Annotated in this window: 22 protein-coding genes; 13 read left to right on the forward strand and 9 right to left on the reverse strand. The window is 46.5% G+C overall.

Annotation, left to right across the window (positions count from 1 at the left end; genetic code table 11):
• Positions 1 to 22 precede the first annotated feature (22 nt).
• From ACN0RF_RS09760 to ACN0RF_RS09775, 4 genes are all read left to right on the forward strand, one after another.
• Complete coding sequence (locus tag ACN0RF_RS09760) at positions 23 to 862, forward strand: patatin-like phospholipase family protein (protein ID WP_417438847.1); 840 nt, start codon at positions 23 to 25, stop codon at positions 860 to 862.
• Positions 819 to 1,409, forward strand: a complete 591-nt coding sequence (locus ACN0RF_RS09765) for a uracil-DNA glycosylase family protein (RefSeq protein ID WP_417438848.1) — start codon at positions 819 to 821, stop codon at positions 1,407 to 1,409. The genes ACN0RF_RS09760 and ACN0RF_RS09765 overlap by 44 nt, the downstream gene beginning before the upstream one ends.
• Before the next feature lie 65 nt (positions 1,410 to 1,474).
• Complete coding sequence (locus tag ACN0RF_RS09770) at positions 1,475 to 2,191, forward strand: PepSY domain-containing protein (protein ID WP_417438849.1); 717 nt, start codon at positions 1,475 to 1,477, stop codon at positions 2,189 to 2,191.
• Entirely contained in the window at positions 2,188 to 2,865 is a 678-nt protein-coding gene (locus ACN0RF_RS09775; protein WP_417438850.1) for a PepSY domain-containing protein, read from the forward strand. The genes ACN0RF_RS09770 and ACN0RF_RS09775 overlap by 4 nt, the downstream gene beginning before the upstream one ends.
• A 9-nt stretch (positions 2,866 to 2,874) precedes the next feature.
• Here ACN0RF_RS09775 and ACN0RF_RS09780 read toward each other — a convergent pair whose 3' ends face one another.
• The gene (locus ACN0RF_RS09780; protein WP_417438851.1) at positions 2,875 to 3,336 is read right to left on the reverse strand and encodes a methyltransferase family protein; all 462 of its coding nucleotides are present in this window, start codon (positions 3,334 to 3,336) and stop codon (positions 2,875 to 2,877) included.
• A 36-nt stretch (positions 3,337 to 3,372) separates the two neighbouring features.
• Between ACN0RF_RS09780 and ACN0RF_RS09785 the strand changes: the two genes are divergently transcribed.
• The 3 genes from ACN0RF_RS09785 to ACN0RF_RS09795 all read left to right on the forward strand — a co-directional run bounded on the left by ACN0RF_RS09785 (position 3,373) and on the right by ACN0RF_RS09795 (position 5,208).
• Positions 3,373 to 3,912 carry a DUF1415 domain-containing protein gene (locus ACN0RF_RS09785; protein WP_417438852.1) on the forward strand — a complete coding sequence of 180 codons (540 nt, stop codon included), beginning with the start codon at positions 3,373 to 3,375 and terminating at the stop codon, positions 3,910 to 3,912.
• Positions 3,913 to 4,208: 296 nt separating this feature from the next.
• Positions 4,209 to 4,418 (forward strand): cold-shock protein, encoded by a 210-nt coding sequence (locus tag ACN0RF_RS09790; RefSeq protein ID WP_011235717.1) that lies wholly within the window; start codon positions 4,209 to 4,211, stop codon positions 4,416 to 4,418.
• A gap of 130 nt (positions 4,419 to 4,548) precedes the next feature.
• A complete protein-coding gene (locus tag ACN0RF_RS09795; protein WP_417438853.1) occupies positions 4,549 to 5,208 on the forward strand; it encodes an SDR family oxidoreductase in 660 nt (219 codons plus the stop codon).
• Here the strand turns inward: ACN0RF_RS09795 and ACN0RF_RS09800 are convergent.
• Complete coding sequence (locus ACN0RF_RS09800) at positions 5,182 to 6,039, reverse strand: LysR family transcriptional regulator (protein ID WP_034822844.1); 858 nt, start codon at positions 6,037 to 6,039, stop codon at positions 5,182 to 5,184. The genes ACN0RF_RS09795 and ACN0RF_RS09800 overlap by 27 nt on opposite strands.
• A gap of 113 nt (positions 6,040 to 6,152) precedes the next feature.
• Here ACN0RF_RS09800 and ACN0RF_RS09805 point away from each other — a divergent pair, with 113 nt between their 5' ends.
• Positions 6,153 to 8,162: a ligand-gated channel protein gene (locus tag ACN0RF_RS09805; protein ID WP_417438854.1), complete on the forward strand. Its 2,010-nt coding sequence runs from the start codon at positions 6,153 to 6,155 to the stop codon at positions 8,160 to 8,162.
• 4 nt (positions 8,163 to 8,166) lie between these two features.
• On the opposite strand, the gene ACN0RF_RS09810 is transcribed toward ACN0RF_RS09805, so the two are convergent.
• A complete protein-coding gene (locus ACN0RF_RS09810; RefSeq protein ID WP_011235713.1) occupies positions 8,167 to 9,198 on the reverse strand; it encodes a phospholipase A in 1,032 nt (343 codons plus the stop codon).
• Between the two features lie 116 nt (positions 9,199 to 9,314).
• Positions 9,315 to 11,927: a TonB-dependent receptor plug domain-containing protein gene (locus tag ACN0RF_RS09815; protein WP_417438855.1), complete on the reverse strand. Its 2,613-nt coding sequence runs from the start codon at positions 11,925 to 11,927 to the stop codon at positions 9,315 to 9,317.
• 195 nt (positions 11,928 to 12,122) lie between these two features.
• Between ACN0RF_RS09815 and ACN0RF_RS09820 the strand changes: the two genes are divergently transcribed.
• Positions 12,123 to 13,484: a diguanylate cyclase gene (locus tag ACN0RF_RS09820; protein WP_011235711.1), complete on the forward strand. Its 1,362-nt coding sequence runs from the start codon at positions 12,123 to 12,125 to the stop codon at positions 13,482 to 13,484.
• A 20-nt stretch (positions 13,485 to 13,504) separates the two neighbouring features.
• Here the strand turns inward: ACN0RF_RS09820 and ACN0RF_RS09825 are convergent, their stop codons facing one another.
• Genes ACN0RF_RS09825 through ACN0RF_RS09835 form a run of 3 tightly spaced genes read right to left on the reverse strand, consistent with a single transcriptional unit; the run spans position 13,505 to position 15,014 of the window.
• On the reverse strand, positions 13,505 to 13,702 hold the full coding sequence (locus ACN0RF_RS09825) for a YrhK family protein (protein WP_417438856.1): 198 nt from the start codon (positions 13,700 to 13,702) through the stop codon (positions 13,505 to 13,507).
• Entirely contained in the window at positions 13,702 to 14,154 is a 453-nt protein-coding gene (locus ACN0RF_RS09830; RefSeq protein ID WP_016341409.1) for a carboxymuconolactone decarboxylase family protein, read from the reverse strand. Before ACN0RF_RS09830 ends, ACN0RF_RS09825 begins: the two co-directional genes overlap by 1 nt.
• Positions 14,155 to 14,201: 47 nt before the next feature.
• Positions 14,202 to 15,014 carry a helix-turn-helix domain-containing protein gene (locus tag ACN0RF_RS09835; RefSeq protein WP_417438857.1) on the reverse strand — a complete coding sequence of 271 codons (813 nt, stop codon included), beginning with the start codon at positions 15,012 to 15,014 and terminating at the stop codon, positions 14,202 to 14,204.
• A 224-nt stretch (positions 15,015 to 15,238) separates the two neighbouring features.
• Between ACN0RF_RS09835 and ACN0RF_RS09840 the strand changes: the two genes are divergently transcribed.
• The 4 genes from ACN0RF_RS09840 (at position 15,239) to ACN0RF_RS09855 (ending at position 19,567) form a co-directional block, all read left to right on the forward strand.
• Positions 15,239 to 16,270, forward strand: coding sequence for a helix-turn-helix domain-containing protein (locus ACN0RF_RS09840; RefSeq protein ID WP_034822840.1), 1,032 nt, complete (start codon positions 15,239 to 15,241; stop codon positions 16,268 to 16,270).
• Positions 16,271 to 16,354: 84 nt separating this feature from the next.
• On the forward strand, positions 16,355 to 17,866 hold the full coding sequence (locus ACN0RF_RS09845) for an amidohydrolase family protein (RefSeq protein WP_417438858.1): 1,512 nt from the start codon (positions 16,355 to 16,357) through the stop codon (positions 17,864 to 17,866).
• 80 nt (positions 17,867 to 17,946) lie between these two features.
• A complete protein-coding gene (locus ACN0RF_RS09850) occupies positions 17,947 to 19,206 on the forward strand; it encodes a CynX/NimT family MFS transporter (protein WP_417438859.1) in 1,260 nt (419 codons plus the stop codon).
• 136 nt (positions 19,207 to 19,342) lie between these two features.
• Positions 19,343 to 19,567, forward strand: coding sequence for a hypothetical protein (locus ACN0RF_RS09855; RefSeq protein WP_417438860.1), 225 nt, complete (start codon positions 19,343 to 19,345; stop codon positions 19,565 to 19,567).
• Between the two features lie 478 nt (positions 19,568 to 20,045).
• Here the strand turns inward: ACN0RF_RS09855 and ACN0RF_RS09860 are convergent, their stop codons facing one another.
• Together ACN0RF_RS09860 and ACN0RF_RS09865 are read right to left on the reverse strand one after the other, a co-directional pair.
• The gene (locus ACN0RF_RS09860) at positions 20,046 to 20,510 is read right to left on the reverse strand and encodes a hypothetical protein (protein WP_417438861.1); all 465 of its coding nucleotides are present in this window, start codon (positions 20,508 to 20,510) and stop codon (positions 20,046 to 20,048) included.
• A 158-nt stretch (positions 20,511 to 20,668) separates the two neighbouring features.
• A complete protein-coding gene (locus ACN0RF_RS09865; RefSeq protein WP_011235705.1) occupies positions 20,669 to 21,112 on the reverse strand; it encodes an Lrp/AsnC family transcriptional regulator in 444 nt (147 codons plus the stop codon).
• Between the last annotated feature and the right edge of the window lie 18 nt (positions 21,113 to 21,130).

Below are 21,130 nucleotides of genomic sequence, written 5' to 3' on the forward strand. Positions count from 1 at the left end.
GAAGTAAAAAATAAGCAGGTGTATGACCCAGGAGCAAAGTAAAAGAGCACTAGTGGTAGAAGGTGGCGCAATGCGCGGTATCTTCGCTGCTGGTGTGCTGGACGGTTTTCTTGAAACCGGACAAACTGACTTTGATTTTGCAATTGGGGTGTCGGCAGGTTCAACTAACCTGATTGGTTTTCTTGCCGGCGACCACGGACGTAACCGTAAAGTTCTCTTGCAGCATGCGCTACAACCAGAGTTTTTGAACTGGCGACGCTTTTTAAAAGGCGGACATTTTTGCGATGTAAGCTGGCTTTGGCACGCTTCGTTTGAGCAAGTGCCGCTGAACACCCGCCATTACCTGGAGCAGAACCGGCCTTTATACGTTGTAACGACCAATGTCGATACAGGGTTTCCGGTGTATACCAGGGTGACAGCCGACAACTTACACGAACTATTTCCTGCTTCCTGCGCTATTCCGCTGGCTTACCGCGAGTTTCCGGCCGTTGGCGGCGCTCCTATGACGGATGGCGGACTGGGTGACTCTATTCCGGTGATTAAAGCCTATGAAATGGGTGCGCGGGATATAACGGTTATTTTGTCCCGGCCGCGAGGCTTCCGAAAGAAGATAAGACCCTTGCCTAAGTTTACTAAGCGCTTTTTCAAACACCATCCTGCTTTATTTGACGCAGTAGCCCGGCGTTCGGCAGTTTACAATGACGCTATTAACTTTATTGATAACCCTCCTGCGGACTGTAAAATGACAATTCTGGCTCCGCCGGAGGATTTTCCGGTAGGGCGTTTCACTCAGGATAAAAAGCTGCTGGAGCAAGGTTATGAAATGGGAAGAGCCGCCGCATTGGCAACAAGTTCTGCGTGATGTCCGTGCCTGTACCTTATGTGAACCAGAGCTGCCGCTTGGTGCCCGCCCCGTTGTTCAGTTGCACCCTAAAGCCAGAATTTTAGTTGCCGGACAAGCCCCCGGAAAGCGCGTCCATGCCTCCGGTAAGCCTTTCGATGACCCCAGTGGCGACAGGCTTCGTCAGTGGATGGGCATTGATAAAGACACTTTTTACAATGCCGAAGAACTGGCTATTATCCCTATGGGCTTTTGTTATCCGGGCACCGGCAAGTCCGGTGACTTGCCTCCCCGCCCTGAATGCGCGCCAACCTGGCGCGAGCAAATACTGCAACAGCTACCCAATTTAGAATTGACACTGGCTATTGGTCAGTACGCGCAACAGTGGCATTTGCAGGAACCTAAGCGTAGCCTGACCGAACGTGTCAGAGACTGGCGAAGTTACTGGCCGCAGTTATTACCATTACCTCACCCCAGCCCCCGCAACAATATCTGGATGAAGCGTAACCCATGGTTTGAAACTGAGATTATTCCGGAGTTAAGGCAAAGAGTGAAAGAACTGCTTTGACTTTTACAGGGCAAGTCGATAATTTTAGAGGCTTAACTTAAACGCAGCGGGCACGGATAACCCTGATGAAATTACGACAATGGCGCATCTGGCACCGCTGGTTATCTCTTCTTTTTGGCCTGCAGTTAGTGGTATGGAGCATTAGTGGCGCCTATATGGTGTTCTTTGATTTAAGCTTCATTCACGGCGACCATCTGGTGAAAAAGCTTGAGCAACCTATAGCTGAGAACACGTTAATTTCGCCGGTAAGCTGGGTCTTAGAGCAACATCCGCAAGCCACGTCGGTGCGACTTATGCGCCAATGGGTAGATGGTTCTTTGCAGACGGTTTACCGCGTTGAAAGCCAAACCGGTACGCAATTGCTGAGCGCGGAATCTTTGGAGCCAGTTAAACTTGACCGCATGGATATTGGTTATATCGCCCGCCAACACTATACCGGTAACGAAGAGACCAAAGCCCAGGTTAGCTATATTGAAGACCGGGCCCCGGGTGAACTTAACCCTGCTTTGTTACCCGCATGGCGAGTAGATTTTAATGATTTGGCCGGTGCTACCTTGTACTTCTCGGCGACAACCGGGGAGCTGGTAAGCAAACGACATAACTTCTGGCGACTGTTCGACTTTTTCTGGATGCTTCACATAATGGATTACCAAGACCGCGTGGATATTGAAACCTGGTGGTTAAAGGCATTTAGCGTCGCGAATATACTTTTTGTAATAACTGGCACGGCTCTGCTTTACTTCCGTTTCCGGCCGCGTAGAACAAGCAGGCGAACTGCATGAGGTTTGTGCGTAAGCTGCATCGTTGGCTGAGTTTGGTCATTCTTATACAAGTGCTTATCTGGCTGGTTAGTGGTCTATACTTCGGTTGGGTGGGTCACCAGAGCCTGGCTGCTCATCATTACTTTCAAAGTATTCCGAAAGCGCCGGTAGAGGCTGTTTTTTACCCTGAAAACGCCTTAATTGAGCGTTTTGATAACGTTAAAAGTGTGGAAATACGCTCAATTTCGGAAACGGCTCAGTATGTTGTTCTGACAATTGATGGCTCCAGACATTATGTGAATGCCCAGACCGGAGAGCGTTGGCAAACATCTGCGCCACTGGCCGCAAAACTGGCGCGACAAAGCTATAACGGGCCGGGTTCAGTTAACGAAGTACAGGCTGTAACGGGTAGTGACGAAATTATTGACTGGCACAAGCCCGGTTACAGAGTCACTTTTACCGACGATATTCGTACGCGAGTGTATGTAGACGCTGCCTCTGGTGAAGTGGTTGATCACCGTAATAATAGTTGGTGGCTAAGTGACTGGATGTTTCGTTTACACTTTATGGATTACAGTGGCGAACGCGACTTTAACAGCTTACTGAACATTATTGCCGCTACCATCGCGTTATGGTTTAGTTTGTCAGGCTTAACTTTACTAGGCCGGAGCTTAAAACACCGGCAGTTATTCTAAAGCTGCCGGTTACCACCAGCGCCCGATTTTACGACAATAGCTTTTGTAAGCTTCACCAAAAGTTTCGGTTAACATACGTTCTTCCGGCAGAATTTGAAAGCGGTGCATATAGGCGACATACAACGCCAGCCCCCATAAAGAAAAGACACTCCCCAGAAACACACCCCAAGCCATAAGCAAAAAGAAAAAGCCTAAATACATAGGGTTACGTGTTCTTTGGTATACTCCTGTGGTGACAAGCTCGGTGCTTTTATTCGGAGCGCGTGGGTCTACCGTGGTTTGTGCTCTGCGAAAACCAATAACGCCAAGCAAGGGCAACAAGACTCCTAAGACCAATAGAAAAATAGCTGCGGCGCGCTGGCCGACATAAAATTGGTTAAAGGCCTGCGTATAGTGAGCCGTTAACCACATTAAACCGGCGACTATGGCAACAACCAGCAAAGGTGGTATTTTGAGTTCAAGTGATTTCATGGCAAAGTGACGCCCTTTTTAGCGAAGATAAGAAATATGACGACCGATACCCACCAGATTATTGAGCAAACTCGGTACTGGGTGCAACAGCTGATTGTAAAGTACAACATCTGCCCTTTTGCGCGCCGCGAAGTTGAGCGCAAGAGTATTCGCTATAGTGTAGCCGAAAATCGCAAGCCACAGGCTGTTTTACAGCAGCTGCTGGATGAAGCTAAACACCTGGATACCACACCTGAAACCGAAACCACCCTGTTTATTTTACCGTCGGGGTTTGAAGGCTTTTACGAATTTCTAAATTTGGTTGATGTCGCCGATGCTTTGCTTGTTGAGGAAGGTTACGAAGGTATTTACCAGCTGGCGCATTTTCATCCCGATTACTGCTTTGAGGGCGAGCCTCAGGACGATCCTGCAAATTATACCAACCGAGCCCCGTATCCAACTTTACATCTCCTGCGTGAGGCCAGTATTGAAGAAGCTCTCGATAATTATGACGATCCTGAATCAATTCCTGAACGCAATATTGAGTTTGCCCGACGTAAAGGCGCTGGCTTTTTTAAAGCAATATTGACGGCCTAGAGTGCGAGTTGTTACTACACTATTTGTAATGCCACATTAATTACAATTGATTGCTCTGTAGAACCATGAAGTGATGTTTAACTTTATTATGAAAATAACTTGGTAAATGGTTTGACTCGCAGTGTAATAAGCGTAGACTGCGAGGGGTCGGATAGATAGAAAGACAGTTAGTTAAAAAACTCCACTTCGTTGACCTATTATTATTAATACCATCGTCCTGTAGTTCTAAGTTCTTATTATTACCCGCACCATCGGTCTAAATGACCACATACTTAAAAGTTACAGGAAGATATATTATGTCAGAGAAAATTACTGGTTCAGTAAAATGGTTTAACGAAGCAAAAGGCTTCGGTTTCATCGAACGTGAAAACGGCGCAGACGTTTTCGCACATTTCAGCGCTATTTCTAGCGACGGTTTCAAAACCTTAACTGAAGGCCAGCGCGTTGAGTTCGCAGTAACTCAAGGCCCTAAAGGTCCTCAGGCTGAAAACATCGTAGCGCTTTAATTACGCGCCTCGAAGTCTAAAAGGGCAACCCTCGGGTTGCCTTTTTTTGTGCCTGTAAATCGGTGTAAATGAGCGATCTAAACTAAGCTTTTGTTACGTAAACTCAGACACGAAACACTCATGGAGGTCGATGATGAAAGTAGCAGTTATAGGCGCAAATGGAAAAATTGGTCAGCATTTAGTTGAACAGATGCAACACGCAAAAAAACATGAAGTGATTGCGGTAGTGCGTAAGGAAGAGCAGCAAAAAGCCTGGGAAGGCCGCGGAGTAACGGCCAAATTGGGTGATTTAGAAGGCTCCGTTTCAAAATTGGAAGAGCTGCTTCAGGGCGTTGATGCCGTGGTATTTACGGCAGGTTCTGGTGGAAGCTCTGGTGACGACAAAACCTTATTAGTCGACCTGGACGGTGCAGTGAAAACCATGGAAGCAGCGGAATCTGTGGGCGTAAAACGTTTTGTTATGGTCAGTGCCTGGCAGTCGAATAACCGTGAGAACTGGGCTGAAGCTCTGCTTCCTTATTATGCCGCCAAACATTACGCTGACCGCGAATTAATGCGCACCAAACTCAACTGGACCATTGTACGTCCAGGGGCCTTAACCGACGAAGAAGCCACCGGTAAAGTGGTTGTTGGTGAATCGTTGGCACCGGGGTCAATCCCGCGCGAGGATGTTGCCAGTGTGCTACGCCGTTGCCTGGATGAAAGTGGCACTGAGATGAGAGCTTTCGACCTAATGGCTGGCGAAAGCGAAGTTGATCATTCGTTACAGTCGATGAAAGAAATGGCTTAGCACCTCAATAGTCCGTTCAGTTTTCGCCGGTATGTTGTCTTTAATAGGCAACACGGCGTGTACACTGTACGGACTGCCTTCCCACTCTGGCAACAAACGCAGTAAGCGCCCACTCTCAATGTAATGTTTAATTTCCGGCTCCGGAAGTAGCGCATAGCCAACACCATCTAGCGTCAACTGGACTACCGTCTGCATGTTGTTCAGCAGCACCTTAGGCTTGGGGAAGTCTTTGTTGGGTAAGCTGGGTATGTGCCCAATAAAACAACCTTCGGGTAAATCTTTAAAGCTTTTTATCGAGTTTTTAGCCGCAGGATGCTCAGCAGCAATACAAGGGATCAGGTGCCAGTCAGCCAAATGTCTGGCGTATAAGGTTGAATCGGCCAGCGGACCAATGCGAATAGCCAAATCTGCCCCCGAGGTAATGAGGTCAATAGGCTCATCGGTCATATGCAGCTGAAAGCTCACGTTAGTAAACTCTTGCTGCAGCTGTTTTAGTGGCTCACTTAACAAGCCTCCGCCAAAACCCACGGGCGCAATAATTTTTATTTGCCCTTGCGGCTGATTCGTTAGCTGGTCCCAACGTTCCTGGTTTTTCGCTGCAATAGCCAGCATATCGAGGCACGATTGATAAAAAACCTGACCGGCTTCGGTAAGTGAAAGGGAACGGGTATTACGGTGAAAAAGCGAAATTCCGTTGTCGTTTTCCAGTCGCTGCAGCTGTTGGCTAATAGCGGACACTGTCATATGCAGTTCATTTGCAGCAGCACTCATGCTGTTGAGTTCTACCGTACGGGTAAAAGCTTTTAATGATCGAATCATTTTCGGATTCATGTGTTAAGTCCTGCTAAAGAAGCTTTCAATATTTTTGTAATTGCTGATTCCATAGTACCAGTTAAAATCGCTAATGAAAATAATTCGCATTTATAATTCATTAGGGGATGAACATGAATTGCAGTATCAGCGGCTTAAAATTGAGCATTTTAGCATTAACTGTAGCATCAGCAGTAGGCGTTGCTCAGGCTCAGGAACAGGAAAAGCCTAAAAGAAAACATCATAAACATAAAGATATGGAAGTCATGGTGGTAACGGCATCAGGTGTTGCACAGCAGTTGAAAGAAGCGCCCGCTTCAATCTCTGTTATTGACAGAAAAGACCTTTCTCAGCGTTTTTATAAAGACTTAACCGATGCCATGACTGACGCCCCGGGCGTTATTGTGACCGGCGGCGGTGACCGGCAGGACATCAGCCTGCGTGGTATGGGTGCCGACTACACATTGATTTTGGTCGACGGCCAGCGCCAGAGCTCGCGCGAAACCCGCCCAAACAGTGACGGGCCCGGCGTTGAAGGTGCCTGGACACCTCCACTGGCGGCAATTGATCGCATAGAGGTTATTCGGGGGCCAATGTCGTCTCTTTACGGTTCGGATGCGATAGGCGGCGTTATCAATATCATTACCCGTAAAACACCGGAAGAATGGCGCTCGGAAATTCGCGTTGATGGCACTTTGCAGGAACGTTCGGAGTCAGGCAATAGCTACCAGACCAACTTGTTCACCTCCGGCTCGTTAATTAAAGACACTTTGGGCATTCAGTTGTCGGCCGGTTATACGCGTCGTCTGGAAGATGAAATTGTTTCTGGCTACCGGGATAAAACCGCAGAAGATGCGGACTTAAAACTGGCTTACACACCAAACCGCGACCATGAAATTTTGTTTGAAGTGGGTACCGCTAAGCAAAGCATCGACGCTTCTGTCGGCAAAACCATTGAACCGCTGGCGCCGGGCGAGGAATGCGGTCGTCGTGGCTGCCCGGAGTCATCAACCACTGAATATGATAATACCAGCATGTCCATTGCCCATAATGGTCAGTGGGGTCTGGTGGGCGCCCGCAGTTATTTAAAGCGCGATGAATATGAAAACAAAGCGCGTCTTATGACCATTAAAAACACCGATTTTCAGAGTCACTGGAACGTACCACTGCTTGAAGAAAGCTCTATGAATCTTGGCGTGGCGTACCAAAAGGAAGAGCTGGAAGATTTAACCAGTAACCAAATAAGTGATCGTAACCGCATTGAAGGCTCGCAATGGTCGGCCTTTGCAGAAACTGCCTGGCCACTATTTGATAAATTCAGCCTGACAACCGGTGTCCGTTATGATGACGACGACGTGTTTGGTGGACATTTAAGTCCACGTGTTTACGGTGTTTATACTCTAAGCGATGCCACAACCATTAAAGGTGGTGTTTCTACCGGGTTCCGTGCGCCAAGCCTGCGTGAAACAACCGCTGACTGGGGACAGGTCAGCCGCGGCGGTAATGTTTATGGTAATCCGGATTTAGAAGCTGAAACTTCGACCAACTACGAGTTAGGGTTATACACGGACTGGGGACGTCGTAGCTCAACCTCAATTACCGTGTTCTACAATGAGTTTGACGACAAAATCACCCGGGTAGACTGCCCTGAAAGCATTTGCGATGCAGGGCCTAATCAATTTGGCTCTATGCCAACCACCCGAATTAACATTGATGAAGCCGTTACTCGCGGTATTGAAATGACTTTAAGTACGCATTTCAGCCGGGAGTGGTCACTGAAAGGTAACTATACCTACACCGACTCTGAGCAAAAATCGGGTGAATATAAAGGTGAGCCATTAAACCAGCTACCTAAGCACTTAGTACAAACCTCACTGAACTGGAAGCCAGGTAAGCGCTGGAACAGTTGGTTGCGTGTGCATTATCGTGGTGAAGAGAGCCAGCCGACAACAGGGCCTTCACAGGGCTCTCTGGTCGCGCCGTCTTATACACTGGCGGATTTTGGTGTGAACTACTTTGTTACGCGTGACTTAAAGCTGGCTGCGGGTGTTTACAACTTATTCGACAAGGAAATTGGTGTAGAAGAGTACGGCTATGTTGAAGACGGCCGACGCTTATGGTTGTCAGCCGCCTATAGTTTCTAAACCCTTATAGAATGTTGTTTAAGGCTATACCGATACCAAAGCGAGTCTGCTTGTGATTGTAGTCAATCAGGCTCTCTCCGTAACCGGTGAAAATTGAGGTATAGCCAATAAACTTCCCGCCAATAGGGAATGTCCAGTTAAGCTCTGCCGACCCTCTGCCGGTATCCACGGCATGGCGGAGCCTGAGAATGTACTCGAAGTCACCATCGTTATAGGCGGTGGTGAATTCATAGTCACCCACGTAATCGGTAATATCCGGGTTGTCGTCACCACTCGATTGCATGGGGTCTGTTTTGGCGTCTTCCTGAAAACGTAACCAGGGTTTCAGCGAGAAAACGAAGCGGCCTTTTTCTACCACAAATTGCATGTAACCGCGGTTCCAGCTGCGTGACAATGGCTGGCTACGCCCATTAGACAAATGCTCTAAACCGAAAACTAACGCGGTATTGGTACCAAAAGGGTGCCAGCCGGTTGAAGTGGCATAAAAAACCTCGGGCATGTAGTTGGTTTCGCGGAATGGTTTAGAAATATTACTGGAATACACCTGCCACCAGGACTGCACGGTTAAGCCAAAAAACAACTGGTCGTCTTCAAACAGCAAACTTTCTTTGTTAAAAGGCACTTTGAAACTTAATTGGAACTTTGCTTCATAGTCTTCCAGGTTCTGCTCGTAACCTTCAACATCGGCATATTGCAGGCGGTTAATGTTGTTCGTGGTAATAACGGGTAATAAATAGTTACGACGGTGCGGTGTTAATACATAAGGGTCAAACTGGGTAACTTGTTCGCTTTTCATGCGGCTGGTTAAAGCACCGGGGTCTTCAACCGCATCGACTTCCACTATATCTTCGTCATTCTCAGCTGACCGCAGTTGTTCTTCGCAGGTAGAGCGAATATCTGCAATGGTGGCGTCAGCCTTAGTGTTGTTCATTTCATCCAGCAGACATTGCTGCATATCAGACAGTTCTTGCGCCTGGACATTAACCGCCGCTAGTGCGGTAACTCCCGATGCAATTATCCAGATCCATTTTTTCATAAGCGCAAGCTTCCTTTATTAAGACTCCTTGTACTATAGCGTAAGAGGGGTGTTTAGATCACACGTTTACAAAATAGGGTCAGAAGAAATTTTTCTGACCCCGCTGATATTTTCTACTAAAAATTATGAACAATGGATAGGTTAGCTGTACGACCGCGCAGATTGTATTGGGTCATATCGTATCCGTAGGCACCACCAGCCGGGTCAAACGGCGGCTGCTCGTCGAACAGGTTGCTGATATTCAGGGTCAGTTGAGTGTCACCAAAACCCTGATAAACCAGCTGCGAGTCAACCTGCCAGTAGCTGTCGACCTTTTCATCTAAACCCGGGTTGCTGCTTTGTGTGGCCACCTGTTGCTCATAGCTGCCGGTGTAGTTAAGGCTGACGCCCCATTGCCAGTCACTAACAAGCCAACGCAACTGATTGTTGCCTTTCCACTTAGGCAGTGCGCCCAGAATATTACCGCCAGCACCGTCAGTAGGTTCCTGACCGGCAACTAATGCCTGCTCGTATTCCAAAAGCCGTGACCAGGTGCTTTGAAGCTGAAGCGTCGAGTTGCTTAACTGCACTTGGTAATTCGCATCAATATCGAAGCCGCGGGTAGAGCGTGTGCCCTGATTGCGGTATTGGTTGCTGATAATTTGCAGTCGTCCGGCATCGTCACGCTGTATGCGGTCAGCGTACAGGTCTTCATTATTGACAATAAACTGCGCGTTGTCGGGGGCAATAATGTCGTCCTGTTCAATTTCGAATACATCCACAGCTATGCTGGCACCTGCTTGCGGCGACCAGATAATACCCCCATTGAGGTTGGTTGAGCGTTCGGCATCAAGCTCAGAGTTACCTGTACGCACTTGCGTGAAACCACGACTCGCGCCCGGATTAATAGGGTCGTTAGGGTCTATAACCGAGCCATAACTGATGGTGTTGCTTTCTGCAATTTCCGGAAGCGATGGTGCACGGAAGCCGCGAGACCAGGAACCGCGCAGCAACCAGTCGTCGCCTAATACATAGTGGAACGCCACTTTAGGTGACCAGGCTGAGCCAAAATCATCATAATGGTCATAGCGGCCGGCAAGGTTCACATTCAGGTTTTCGACAACAGGGACGTCCAGCTCAACAAAGCCTGCGGCAACTTGTCGTTTCCCTTTAACCAGGTTGATAGCCGGACGCAGTTCGGTGCCCGACAAAACCTCCGGTGAGGTTCCCGCATCCATTTCTTCTTCTCGCCAGTCGACACCAAAAGCAACGCTTAGCGGCCCGTTATCCAGCTCTTTTAAAATGGTGCTGGCATTAGCGTTGATACTGTTTAGCTCGTAAAAGCCCGGACGACGCGTATCAATGCGTAACGCTTCAATGGTTGCCGGGTCATTGTTGCCGTTAACGAAGTCATATTCGCCACTGGCCAGCACATCTTCAAAAGTGTAGCGGTTAATAAAGTTATCAACGTACTCGCGCTGGCGGCTTTGTGAGTTCAGCACATTGACCGACCAGTCCCAGTCTAAGCCACGGTAATTTACACCAGCCAGAAAGCGGTGAAAGTCTTGTTTATTGGCTTTTACGCGCTCGCCTACATCAAAAAAGGTGTATTCAAAAGGTAAGGCCTCTGAACCCGGGTTACCCGGATGCCCCACCGGTAGTTCCACCGGAATATCGACTAAACTGCCGGTTTCCTGATTGTAAGCCCGTAGTCCTGCACCAACGCTTAACGGCGCACCAAATACGTGGCTTGAACGATTATTGCTGTAAAGAAAGTCACTGTACGCCTGTATGTCCTCGGTAAGCTGCAAAGTGCCCTGCAGTGAGAACTGATGTCGCTCAACTTCTGGCTGAAGCGTGTTGTATGGCTGAGCGTTAAAGGCACACACCTGGCCGTCTGCGCCGGGGGTAAAATCGCTTCGGTCTCTTTTTTCAGAATGGCCCGGGCAGTTCTCAAAAGCCTGAGGGTTCTGCGGATCACTTAAATAGTTACCGCCCTGCGACGACCAACCAGCCAGGCGCCCGCCGGGCTTGTCGCGAAAGTCTCCGGAACGGGTAAAGTCGCGGTCATTGGCGTTTAACCGCTCGCGGGTCAGATAGTCGTAGCTGAACGTCAGGTTATAGCCGTCGTCTGCTATGTCGCCAAACCCGCTGATAACGCCCGCACTGTATTGCGTTAATGAACCTTCGCTGGCACCGCCGACACCCGCCCGAAATTGCGTGCTTTGTACATTGTTGCGCAAAATAATGTTGATAACCCCGGCAATAGCGTCCGAGCCATATACTGCGGAAGCGCCGTCTTTCAGTACCTCTATGCGCTCCACCGCGCCTAAAGGTAACGCGTTTAAGTCAACGAAGGTATCCTGAGTCCCCAACGCAAAACCGTAGTTAGACACCCGCTGACCATTCACCAGAATAAGCGTGTTTTTGGGGCTTAAGCCGCGTAAGCCAACCGAAGCCGAACCCGCCGAAAAGCTGCTGGTGTATTGCTCGTCGTAACTGTTACCGGTATTCACCGTTAAGTCACGCAGCAAGTCTGTGAGCGTAATTTCACCACTGGCCGATATGTCGCTGGCATCAATAATTTGCAACGGCGTGGCGTCTTCATTCTGGGCCCGTTTAATGTAGGAACCCGTAACACTAATGCGTTCCAGCTCGGAGCTAGCATCATTGGCTAACAGAGCTGGGGATGCCGATGCAGCGATAAGCCCAGCGGCAATAGTTGATAACGTAAAGAACTTTGATTTCATTAAATACCTCACAAAATGAATTAATAAGCCGTTTAGACGTCTAAACGGCTATTTAGCATAAGCGAGATGAGTGGTGGAGGTAAAGGGGAAATTGCAATTTGGGAGGAACTTTCTCTAGTAGTAACTAGGTGTACACAGTCAAAACACCTGTGTATGCTAAAATTAGAATGACTCAGCAGAAATTCGAGCCAAATCATGAAAGTAGATCGCTCCTTTAAGAAGTTATCAAACGTGCTGCCCTACCTGCTTGCCTTTGTGGATAATGAGCGTCGTTACAAATTCGTCAACACTGCCTATGAGGGCTTTTTCGGTGTAAAACTCAAAAACATTAAAGGTAAGAGTATTGCCGAGGTTGTTGGGGAAGAGTCTTATGGAAAAATTTCGGAGCTTCATGATCGAGTACTGAAAGGCGAGGAAATAGGCTTTACTGATAAAGTGAACCTGAGAGACGGGCGCACTATTCTACTGGATATCAAGTATGTTCCTAACTTTGAAGGCTTGAGTAAAAAAGTTAATGGATTTTTCGCGGTTATAAACGATGTGACCGAATATGCGAGTGCAGCCGAAGTGCTGCGAGCGGTTCACGATGTAGTAAATTGCCAGTCACAGGTATTATCAACCGAACGTATCAATAACTTGCTTAAACTGGGTTGTCATTATTTAAATGTTCAAACAGGGCTTGTAAGCCATGTTGAGAATGATACTTACACGGTTAAATATTCGTACTCGGAAACAGCAGATATCCCTGCTGAAACAACTTTTCCGTTAGGCGATACTTATTGCTCGGTGACGTTGACGGCTAATGAGGTCATTACAACTACGCATGCTTCTGAAAGCGACGAATATTCAGGCCACCCCTGCTATGAAAAATTTCAACTGCAAACCTACCTGGGGCTGCCTATAAGAGTTAATGGGATAACCTGGGGAACGTTAAACTTCACTAGTCCTGAGACACGGCTTACACCGTTTACCGAGCTCGATATTGAGTTAATGAGTTTAATTTGCTCTGCTATTGAGACTATTATTATTAACTCGTCTAAGACTAAGAGGTTAGAGAAACTTGCTTATACCGATTTTTTAACCGGACTGTCGAATCGGTTGTTTATTACTGAGAGATTTGAAGAGCTGGAGCCCAACGATAATAAGTTCGCAAATGTTACTTGCTTTGCCATCATCGATGTTGATCATTTTAAAAAAGTAAATGATAACTACGGTCATGACGCAGGTGATGAGGTTTTGCAGCAAACGGCTCGTAAAATAGCTGGACTTGTACGTATTAGTGATTGCGTATCGCGGGTTGGCGGAGAAGAATTTGCCCTGCTTTTGACTGATCTTCCCCGAGAGAAAGCCGAAAGAGTTTTGGAAAAAGTGCGCACAGCGATTGAGGGCAACGCTATTACTATTGATAAAAATCAGTCTATTAAGGTCACGGTCTCGATTGGTGCGACAGAGTTAAAGGCTGAAGATGAATTTAACAGCGCCTACAAAAAGGCCGATTTAGCTCTTTATAAAAGTAAAAGAGATGGAAGAAATAGAGTGTCTTGGTCCAGTAATTGACTCGCTGGTCTATTCGCCCACTAATCATTTAGTGAGCGAATAATATCGATAAACATCAACGCTGATCCTGTCATGAAGAGCCACACACCGACCGTTGCATAGCTTGCGAAAGTGGGTAGAAATAGCATGCTCCCAAAGAAGAACGACAAGCTAGCCAATATCCCTAATGTGTTTTTTTGAAGGCGCTGTAAGAAAGTTGCTTTCATACTACGGCCCATTATTTTATGTCGGGTTGGAAACGGAAGCTCACTGCAATACGATTCCAGCTATTTATCTGTACTATGACCGTAGTCAATTCAATTAACCCACTTTCTCCAAAAGCATCCAGTGCCGACTGAAAGACAGCATCTGTGATTTCTACATGGTTGATTAGCGTTAGTGCTTCCGTCCAGGCCAAAGCAGCCCGTTCTTCTGCGGTAAAACACGATAATTCTTTCCAGGCCGGAAGCACATCTAGCCTTGACTGGAGTTCACCATCAGCTCGGGCTTCATCGGTATGCATTTTCTGACAAAAGCCACAGTGGTTTAGTTGTGATGCGCGCAGTCTGACGAGATGCAGAAGTTGCGGAGACAGATTTACTGATTCCGGTACATCGCCTAACGCGGTTAAATGAGTCACCAGGCGCGGGCATTGTTTATAAAGTGAAGATTGTGAAATTCGGTGTTGCATAATGTCCTCCAAAGATTAACTCCGGATACTTTAGGAACATTCGCTAGCTATCGATTGGAGATTTGCGACATTTTTCTTTGGCGGTATTGCAGTGGCGTTTCCAAGGTTTGCTCACGGAAAGCATTTGTAAAGTGCGCTTGATCGAAGTAGCCACAGGCAAGAGCAATGTCGCTGAGACTGTCTGGTGTCAAAATCAAATATTGTCGGGCGGCTCGAATTTGAGCAAAGCCGTGCAGCTGATTTGGTGTAAAACCTAAGTATTTGCGCAATTGCCTTTCCAGTGTGCGTCGACTAAATCCATTCTGTAATGCCAGTTGCTGAGGCGGTATTAAATAGGTGGACGCATGAGCCAATAAAGTCGACCACTTACGATTCGGTTCTTGAGCACGATAACTCAGCGTCAGTAACCAGTTTTGTACCGCCTGTACTTGTTGGTCTGCCGATAGAGTGGGCAGCATGTCCATTAATGGCTGTAAACTGAGTTGTTGAGAAAAGGCTGTGTCGAGCAACTCTATTTCGATGTTCTGCGAATCATCGATGTCCAGCCTCAGCAGTGCTTTCGCGCCTCCCGGGCGGAATCGTACGCTAATGTACCTTGTTGATGTATCCCAACGGTGAGTAACGACTCGAGTATGGTGAAAATAACGAGCATTGATCCGAGTATTACGTATTTCAAAAGTTAAACTGGACCCCGCATCGGGATAGAGTTTTTCTTCAACATGGCGCGAACTGTTTTTTAAGTCATTATTAACCCACAAGCACTGAACCCAGCTGGAGAGGCCTGGAAACGGCGGAATCATTTCTAACCCAATATTAGAAAAGCTGGCAGCAGGTATAATGTCAAATTTGTTGTGTGACATGCAGGCAACCTTCGAAGTGTATGTGAATAAATAATAACCGATTGGAACAAATAGCCCAAGTAGACAGCGACTGCTGGCAATTACCGAATAGCTTTACATAGTCTTAACGGTGAGCTGATTTTGGAAGACAAAGCCGGGTTAGATTAATTTTCAGATTTTATCTCAAGGCTGGTTATAATTTAACTAAAGATACTGATTCTCAGGACAGCCCAAGGCACAGGCTTATGTTATTGATTGACGCATTCATCCGGTTTTCCGCACTGGGCTTGTTGTTGCTTATGACGGTGCTGGTAATTAAAGATCTGCCCCGTTCCAGACGCTGTACTTTAATGGTGGCTACAAACCTCTGCCTGGCAAGCTTTCTGCTTGGTTCTATGCCCGCTGAATTTGCGCTTCCTATGGTGTGGCAAGTTCCCTTTCGGTTACTGGATACTTTGCTTTTGCCGGTTACCTGGGTATTTGTGTTAACCCTTTTTCATCGAGATTTCAGGCCAGGAAAACTCCATTGGCTTGCTTTAATTGCAGTAAGCGCCTCTATGCTGGCTGAACGGGCTGTTTGGCTGGGTTGGTTGAATGAGCTGCCTGCGTGGTGGCCCATTGTTGTCATTACGCTGTCACTTTTTCTGGTGGCACATATGGTGTTCGTTACGCTAATAGGCCGGAATGATGACTTAATTGAAGCCCGGCGTACCTATCGACTTTATTTTTTGTTTATTATTTCAGCGTCTGTTTTGGTCGCGGTTTTGGTGGGCTCTGTTTGGTTGCAAAGCGCCCAGTCTACAATTAACGCGCTGAGCGTCTGGCTTCCCATTTTTTCCATGAGCCTATGGGTATTAAAGGGCGACACGTCTGCGCTGACTTTTTATCGGAACGCGTCTCAGAAAAAGCAATTGTCAGCAGTGGATAAAAGAATACTGGCCGAACTCGACAAGCTAATGACACAAGACAAGATGTATTTAGAAGAAGCTCTGACCATTGCTGATTTGGCCAAAAAGCTGGGGGTAGCAGAGCATAAATTGAGAACCTTGATAAACACCCAAACGGGCTTCACTAACTTCAGCCATTACATTAACTCTTTCAGGCTTAAAGGCGTGATGGACTGCTTCTCAGAACGGGAGAACGACCACCTGCCCATTTTAACCATTGCACTGAATAACGGGTTTAACTCTTTACCGCCTTTTAATCGTGCCTTCAAAAAAGAAACCGGAGTGACGCCGTCTCAATTTCGCAAAAACCTTCAGAATTTTCAAAATTGACGCGATATTTTTCATAATCGATCAGCTTTTATTGGGTTGCCTTTCTATTCTGAATGCACTTATCAGAACCAAAGGTAATTAGTTATGAAAGCTTTAAACTTAAAGAAACTCGGTTTGTGGTTAATTGTTTTATTGCTTGCTCTCAGCGCGACCAGTTTCGGTGTTATGTACTACCAGGTGAATAAAGCCTGGGGAGAATATGTTCCTGTTGTAGACCCTGCGCTTTATGCAAAAACTCAGGACGCTTACGCCATTACCAACGCAAACGTGTTGTCAGATAATGGACAGTACATGCTGCCTAATCAGACGGTATTGATTCAAGAAGGCAAAATAACAAAAGTGGGGAGCGACCTCTCATTACCTGAGGATGCGCAAGTCATTGATGGCACGGGTAAGTTTATAATTCCCGGCCTTATTGATGCGCATGTGCACTTATGGCAAAGCCCGAATGACTTGTTGTTGTATCTGGCTAATGGCGTCACCCATGTACGTGAGCTCAATGGTAGTGAAGAGCACCTGCAATGGCGTGCTGAAATTGCATCAGGACGGCCGGGGCCGGACTTATTTGTGGCAACCCGACGTCATAATAGCTCAAGTGGTATTGCTGGCTTGTTCGACCGTTGGGCTGCAAAAATAAACTCGGTAGCCGATATCGACGATATACCTGAGCGGGTAAACGAGATTAAAGACGCAGGCTACGATGCCATAAAAATTTACACGCTTTTAAGCAATGACCACTTCTTTGCTTTTAACGAAGAGGCGGTTAATAGCGATATACAAATTTTAGGGCATATTCCATATAACCTGCCACTTTCAGAGCTTTGGCCGTCGAACCTGAAAGAAATAGCCCATGTTGAAGAGTTTGTTAAAGCCCTGGACCGTGAGTTTGGTGGCTATGGCCGCGATAATACTGAGGCCTTTCTGGAGTTTGTAGAAAAGCGTAGTACCGACATAGCAAGCCGTCTGGCAGAGAATAATATGGCGGTGGTTTCTACTCTGGCGCTTGTCGAGAGCTTTCTTGTACAGAAAATAAGCGTAGAAAGTGCACTGAGTCATGTTCACGTAGAGCATGTAAACCGCGGAATTGCGGAGGCTCTACACCCAAGTATTAAAGTCATGGGGTGGCTGCCCGAAGTAAACATTTATCGTTTACCGGAAGACTATCCTGAAGAGCGTGTTCCCGGTAATCAGCGTTATTGGAAAGCTTACGCAAAAGCCAACCAGATACTTTTGCAGGCTATGCGCGATAATAGGGTCAAGGTTCTGGCGGGTACTGATGCAAATGTTCCTGTGATGGTTCCCGGGTTTTCCATGCACGACGAGCTTGCTGCGCTGGTTCGTACCGGCTATAAACCAGCTGAGGCATTGAGAAGCGCGACGGCTGAAACCGCACAGTGGATGGGACTGCAAACTGGGGTAATTGCCTCAGGCTACCAGGCAGACCTTGTGGTACTGGACAGTAACCCGCTGGCGGATATTCACAATACGAGAGCAATTTCGGGCGTTATGTCTAACGGACGTTGGTATTCATCTGAGGACACGCAAGCTATGTTAAAAGCGGTTCGGGACGCAAACGCAGTAGTTAATGTGAATTGACAGTAACCATACCCAATGGTTTCGTAACCCATAAAAGCGTCTTAAACTGATAGGATGAATCATCGGTTTAAGACGCTTTTATGGGACAAGTCTCAGGCATCCGCTTTGCGCTTACAGGCGCCACACTTATTGCCATAAGCTTTGGTTTAGCTCGTTTCGCCTTCGGTTTGTTTGTCCCGCAAATACGTGCTGACCTAGAGATCAGCGCGAATACAATAGGTGTTATCGCTGCACTTCCCCTTATAAGTTTCGTTTTTATCAGTTTGGTGGCTCCTTTAGTTACCAAATATTTTGGTGCCCGTAACACGACGGTGTTATCGGCTTTGTTTAGTGTTCTCGGTCTGGCTACAGTAAGTCAGGCCACTGGCCCCATAAGTCTCGGTTTAGGGGTATTTGCTTGCGGTATATGCACTGGTTTAATGATGCCCGCTTTAACTTCAGCCATGCAGGCTTTGGTCGACCGCTCCATCCATGGACGGGTCAGTTCAGTAATGAATGCGGGTACAAGCATTGGTGTCGCGCTCTCTGTTCCAGCTGTATTATTTTTAGTTGGGGCGTGGCGCTACGCCTATTTATCATTCACGGTAATAGCCGTTATTGGGGTTCTTCTTGCCTGGTATTTAATTCCTTCGGTTTCCAGGCTAACCCCATCAAATGCAGCGCCACCACCGAAAATCAAAGCTAGACAATGGTGGCGTTTATTAAAGCTATCTTTATTTGCTTTCGCCATGGGCTTTATCGCTTCAGCTTATTGGACGTTTGGGCCGGATTTAGTCACTAATTTGGGCTCATTATCATCTCAACAAAGCGGTTGGTTATGGTTGGCCTTAGGTATTGCAGGTTTGGGGGGCGCTATTATTAGTGATTTGGCCGATAGAAATAACCCGGCTATCACGCATGCACTAATGCTGATGATGCTAACAACCAGTTTAACTCTATTAGCCGCCAGCCCAAGTCAAATCTATCTTGCCGTGTTTTCAGCTTTGATCTTCGGCTTGGCCTACATGAGTCTGACCGGTCTGTACTTGATGACAGGTATTCGCTTATTGCCTGGTCGCCTTTCAATAGGACCTGTGCTGCCCTTTGTAGCTTGTGCCTTAGGCCAGGCAGCAGGGTCGCCTATTATTGGCTTACTAGTCGGTGAATTTGGTTATGCCGAGAGCTTTTCTATCTTTGCAGCGGTGGGCGTTCTTATCGCACTAATATCACCATTTTATCCCGGGCATACTGAACATGAAGGTGACATGCCTGAAGAGGAAACGGGTCTTCAAGCAGCATTTGATAATCAGCTGCAGGATGAGGAAGGCGAGCCTTTAGAAAGCAATACTGCCGAACAGTGAGAAATTTTTCTGTCAGCCTTGAGCGATTAGCAGATTAAAATGCGAACTCTTAATAGTTTGGGATTCGCTGATTTGCCTTTCTGTATTAGAGAAATTATCGTAGTTAAAATTTTGTAAGTAACCTGGGGGTGTTGCAGTGTCTTATTTGAAAGAATCAATTCTCTTATTACTTGCTGTTGTTTGTTCAATACTTTTTGTAGTGGCAATTATTGACATTGTTCGTTACTGGTTAGATACCGGTTTTGACTGGATGTTTCTTGGAAAAAATGTGCTTTACGCGTTAGCAACCGGTTATTGGGTTTGGCGGCTTTTGATTATGCCTTATAGAAAACGAAAAGCGCTGGAAGCGGAGCGTGATTAAGAAATATTTTGGCTTTGACATTGTCCTGTCTTCAGTTTTTCTGACTGTCTCACAGAGTGAGAAAGTCGTTCCGGTGATGCTAGTATTATTAAAAGTATTGAGGATATTTAACACGAGGAATAGATGAAACGAAGAGACCATGAAGACTCTGCTAATTATACTCTTGGAGTAACCGGAGCCTGGACTGTCATTGCTTTTTTCCGGTCAATAATTCAGTCAAAAGCTTTAACTCTAATGTTTTTTGTAGGTTCAGTCGCTATTTTTAGCTTCCTTTATTTTCTCTTTTCCGGTTAAAGAGGAGCTATGGTACCAGAGCCACTGACGTATGAAAGCGCTCATAAGTTGGCATTGTATCAACCCATACTTATACGCGCACGCTATTAGCGATAAGCGGGGGCTTTGATCTTTTTCAAACTGCCTGCCTACTTCGACTAGTGACTGACCAAAGTCCAACGTGTTTAATCTTCAATGCACACTTTTACACTTTTTTCTCATATTCATATTTTATCGAGTGAACATTTTTGAGCAATGATGCAAACTCAGCCTCGTCAATATCACACGTGAAAAAATTTCGATAAATATATTTTTTACCGCTAGATAAAACCAGACTTACTCCTAAAAAGCCGAATTTGGAGTGGACTAATCCTGACTCTACCTCATCAAAGTTAATAGCCACTGCTTCGCTAAACTGTATGTGTTGTTTTTTAAAGTCAAAGATTATTTTTGATGGGTAATTCTTCGTGGAAAAAATAATAGCAACGGCCCATACTATGGTAATTGGGCTAAATACTATCAAAAAGAAAGCTTTAGCTAGCAAATCTTTGGGGGTTATATCAAGCGTTAGGAATGCTATTAGGCCAGTAACTGAAACCAAAACTAGTACAACAGTTTGAGGGTTATAGCACTTTTTCATCAATGAGACCTGGTTCAATTTATCTGCCACCTTTGAACCTAAAAATTATCGGGTTTGTGAATCGCCATTGGATTTTATACACCAAGAAAGTCCTCGTGAATAACTGCAACTGTTAACCTCACTATATTTCTTCGCAATTTATTTTCAGACGCTTTTGAGCAAAACCGGACCTTCGGTTTCTATCTAATTCAACTGCGCTGATCTTTTGATGATTCCATCACAACCATTGTGGTGATGGCATTGACATGTGGGCACTCACCCAGCACGTTGGAGTGTATGCGTTGAAAATGTTTGAGGTCAGTTGCCTCAACGCGTAACAGATATTCGTGGGTTCCTGTTACGTTGTGGCACTCAACGACTTCGGGTACATCTGCAACGTGTTGCTCAAAAGCTAGCTGCGAGCTTCTGCGGTGGTCACTTAAGCCAATGGTGACGAATGCGACAAAACCGATTTGGAGCTGCTCAGGGTCTAAAATTACGCGATAGCCTTTGATAACGCGCTTGCGTTCAAGTTCCTGTACTCGCCGAAATGTTGCCGACGGCGATAATCCAATACGCTCTGACAGTTTGATATTGGAAATTCGCCCATCGCTTTTCAGTTCTTGCAATATCTTTTCGTCAAACTTATCCATATGAGAATATTATTTCTT

Source organism: Idiomarina sp. (assembly GCF_048260185.1).
Lineage (GTDB): Bacteria > Pseudomonadota > Gammaproteobacteria > Enterobacterales > Alteromonadaceae > Idiomarina.

Excerpts from the sequence above, each read along its gene's own strand:
- ACN0RF_RS09790 (WP_011235717.1), top strand. The coding sequence starts at position 4,209 with ATGTCAGAGAAAATTACTGGTTCAGTAAAATGGTTTAACGAAGCAAAA.
- ACN0RF_RS09850 (WP_417438859.1), top strand. The coding sequence starts at position 17,947 with ATGGGACAAGTCTCAGGCATCCGCTTTGCGCTTACAGGCGCCACACTT.
- ACN0RF_RS09785 (WP_417438852.1), top strand. The coding sequence starts at position 3,373 with ATGACGACCGATACCCACCAGATTATTGAGCAAACTCGGTACTGGGTG.
- ACN0RF_RS09815 (WP_417438855.1), bottom strand. The coding sequence starts at position 11,927 with ATGAAATCAAAGTTCTTTACGTTATCAACTATTGCCGCTGGGCTTATC.
- ACN0RF_RS09820 (WP_011235711.1), top strand. The coding sequence starts at position 12,123 with ATGAAAGTAGATCGCTCCTTTAAGAAGTTATCAAACGTGCTGCCCTAC.
- ACN0RF_RS09845 (WP_417438858.1), top strand. The coding sequence starts at position 16,355 with ATGAAAGCTTTAAACTTAAAGAAACTCGGTTTGTGGTTAATTGTTTTA.
- ACN0RF_RS09770 (WP_417438849.1), top strand. The coding sequence starts at position 1,475 with ATGAAATTACGACAATGGCGCATCTGGCACCGCTGGTTATCTCTTCTT.
- ACN0RF_RS09835 (WP_417438857.1), bottom strand. The coding sequence starts at position 15,014 with ATGTCACACAACAAATTTGACATTATACCTGCTGCCAGCTTTTCTAAT.
- ACN0RF_RS09810 (WP_011235713.1), bottom strand. The coding sequence starts at position 9,198 with ATGAAAAAATGGATCTGGATAATTGCATCGGGAGTTACCGCACTAGCG.
- ACN0RF_RS09825 (WP_417438856.1), bottom strand. The coding sequence starts at position 13,702 with ATGGGCCGTAGTATGAAAGCAACTTTCTTACAGCGCCTTCAAAAAAAC.
- ACN0RF_RS09830 (WP_016341409.1), bottom strand. The coding sequence starts at position 14,154 with ATGCAACACCGAATTTCACAATCTTCACTTTATAAACAATGCCCGCGC.
- ACN0RF_RS09765 (WP_417438848.1), top strand. The coding sequence starts at position 819 with ATGAAATGGGAAGAGCCGCCGCATTGGCAACAAGTTCTGCGTGATGTC.
- ACN0RF_RS09760 (WP_417438847.1), top strand. The coding sequence starts at position 23 with ATGACCCAGGAGCAAAGTAAAAGAGCACTAGTGGTAGAAGGTGGCGCA.
- ACN0RF_RS09840 (WP_034822840.1), top strand. The coding sequence starts at position 15,239 with ATGTTATTGATTGACGCATTCATCCGGTTTTCCGCACTGGGCTTGTTG.
- ACN0RF_RS09865 (WP_011235705.1), bottom strand. The coding sequence starts at position 21,112 with ATGGATAAGTTTGACGAAAAGATATTGCAAGAACTGAAAAGCGATGGG.
- ACN0RF_RS09795 (WP_417438853.1), top strand. The coding sequence starts at position 4,549 with ATGATGAAAGTAGCAGTTATAGGCGCAAATGGAAAAATTGGTCAGCAT.
- ACN0RF_RS09780 (WP_417438851.1), bottom strand. The coding sequence starts at position 3,336 with ATGAAATCACTTGAACTCAAAATACCACCTTTGCTGGTTGTTGCCATA.
- ACN0RF_RS09800 (WP_034822844.1), bottom strand. The coding sequence starts at position 6,039 with ATGAATCCGAAAATGATTCGATCATTAAAAGCTTTTACCCGTACGGTA.
- ACN0RF_RS09775 (WP_417438850.1), top strand. The coding sequence starts at position 2,188 with ATGAGGTTTGTGCGTAAGCTGCATCGTTGGCTGAGTTTGGTCATTCTT.
- ACN0RF_RS09805 (WP_417438854.1), top strand. The coding sequence starts at position 6,153 with ATGAATTGCAGTATCAGCGGCTTAAAATTGAGCATTTTAGCATTAACT.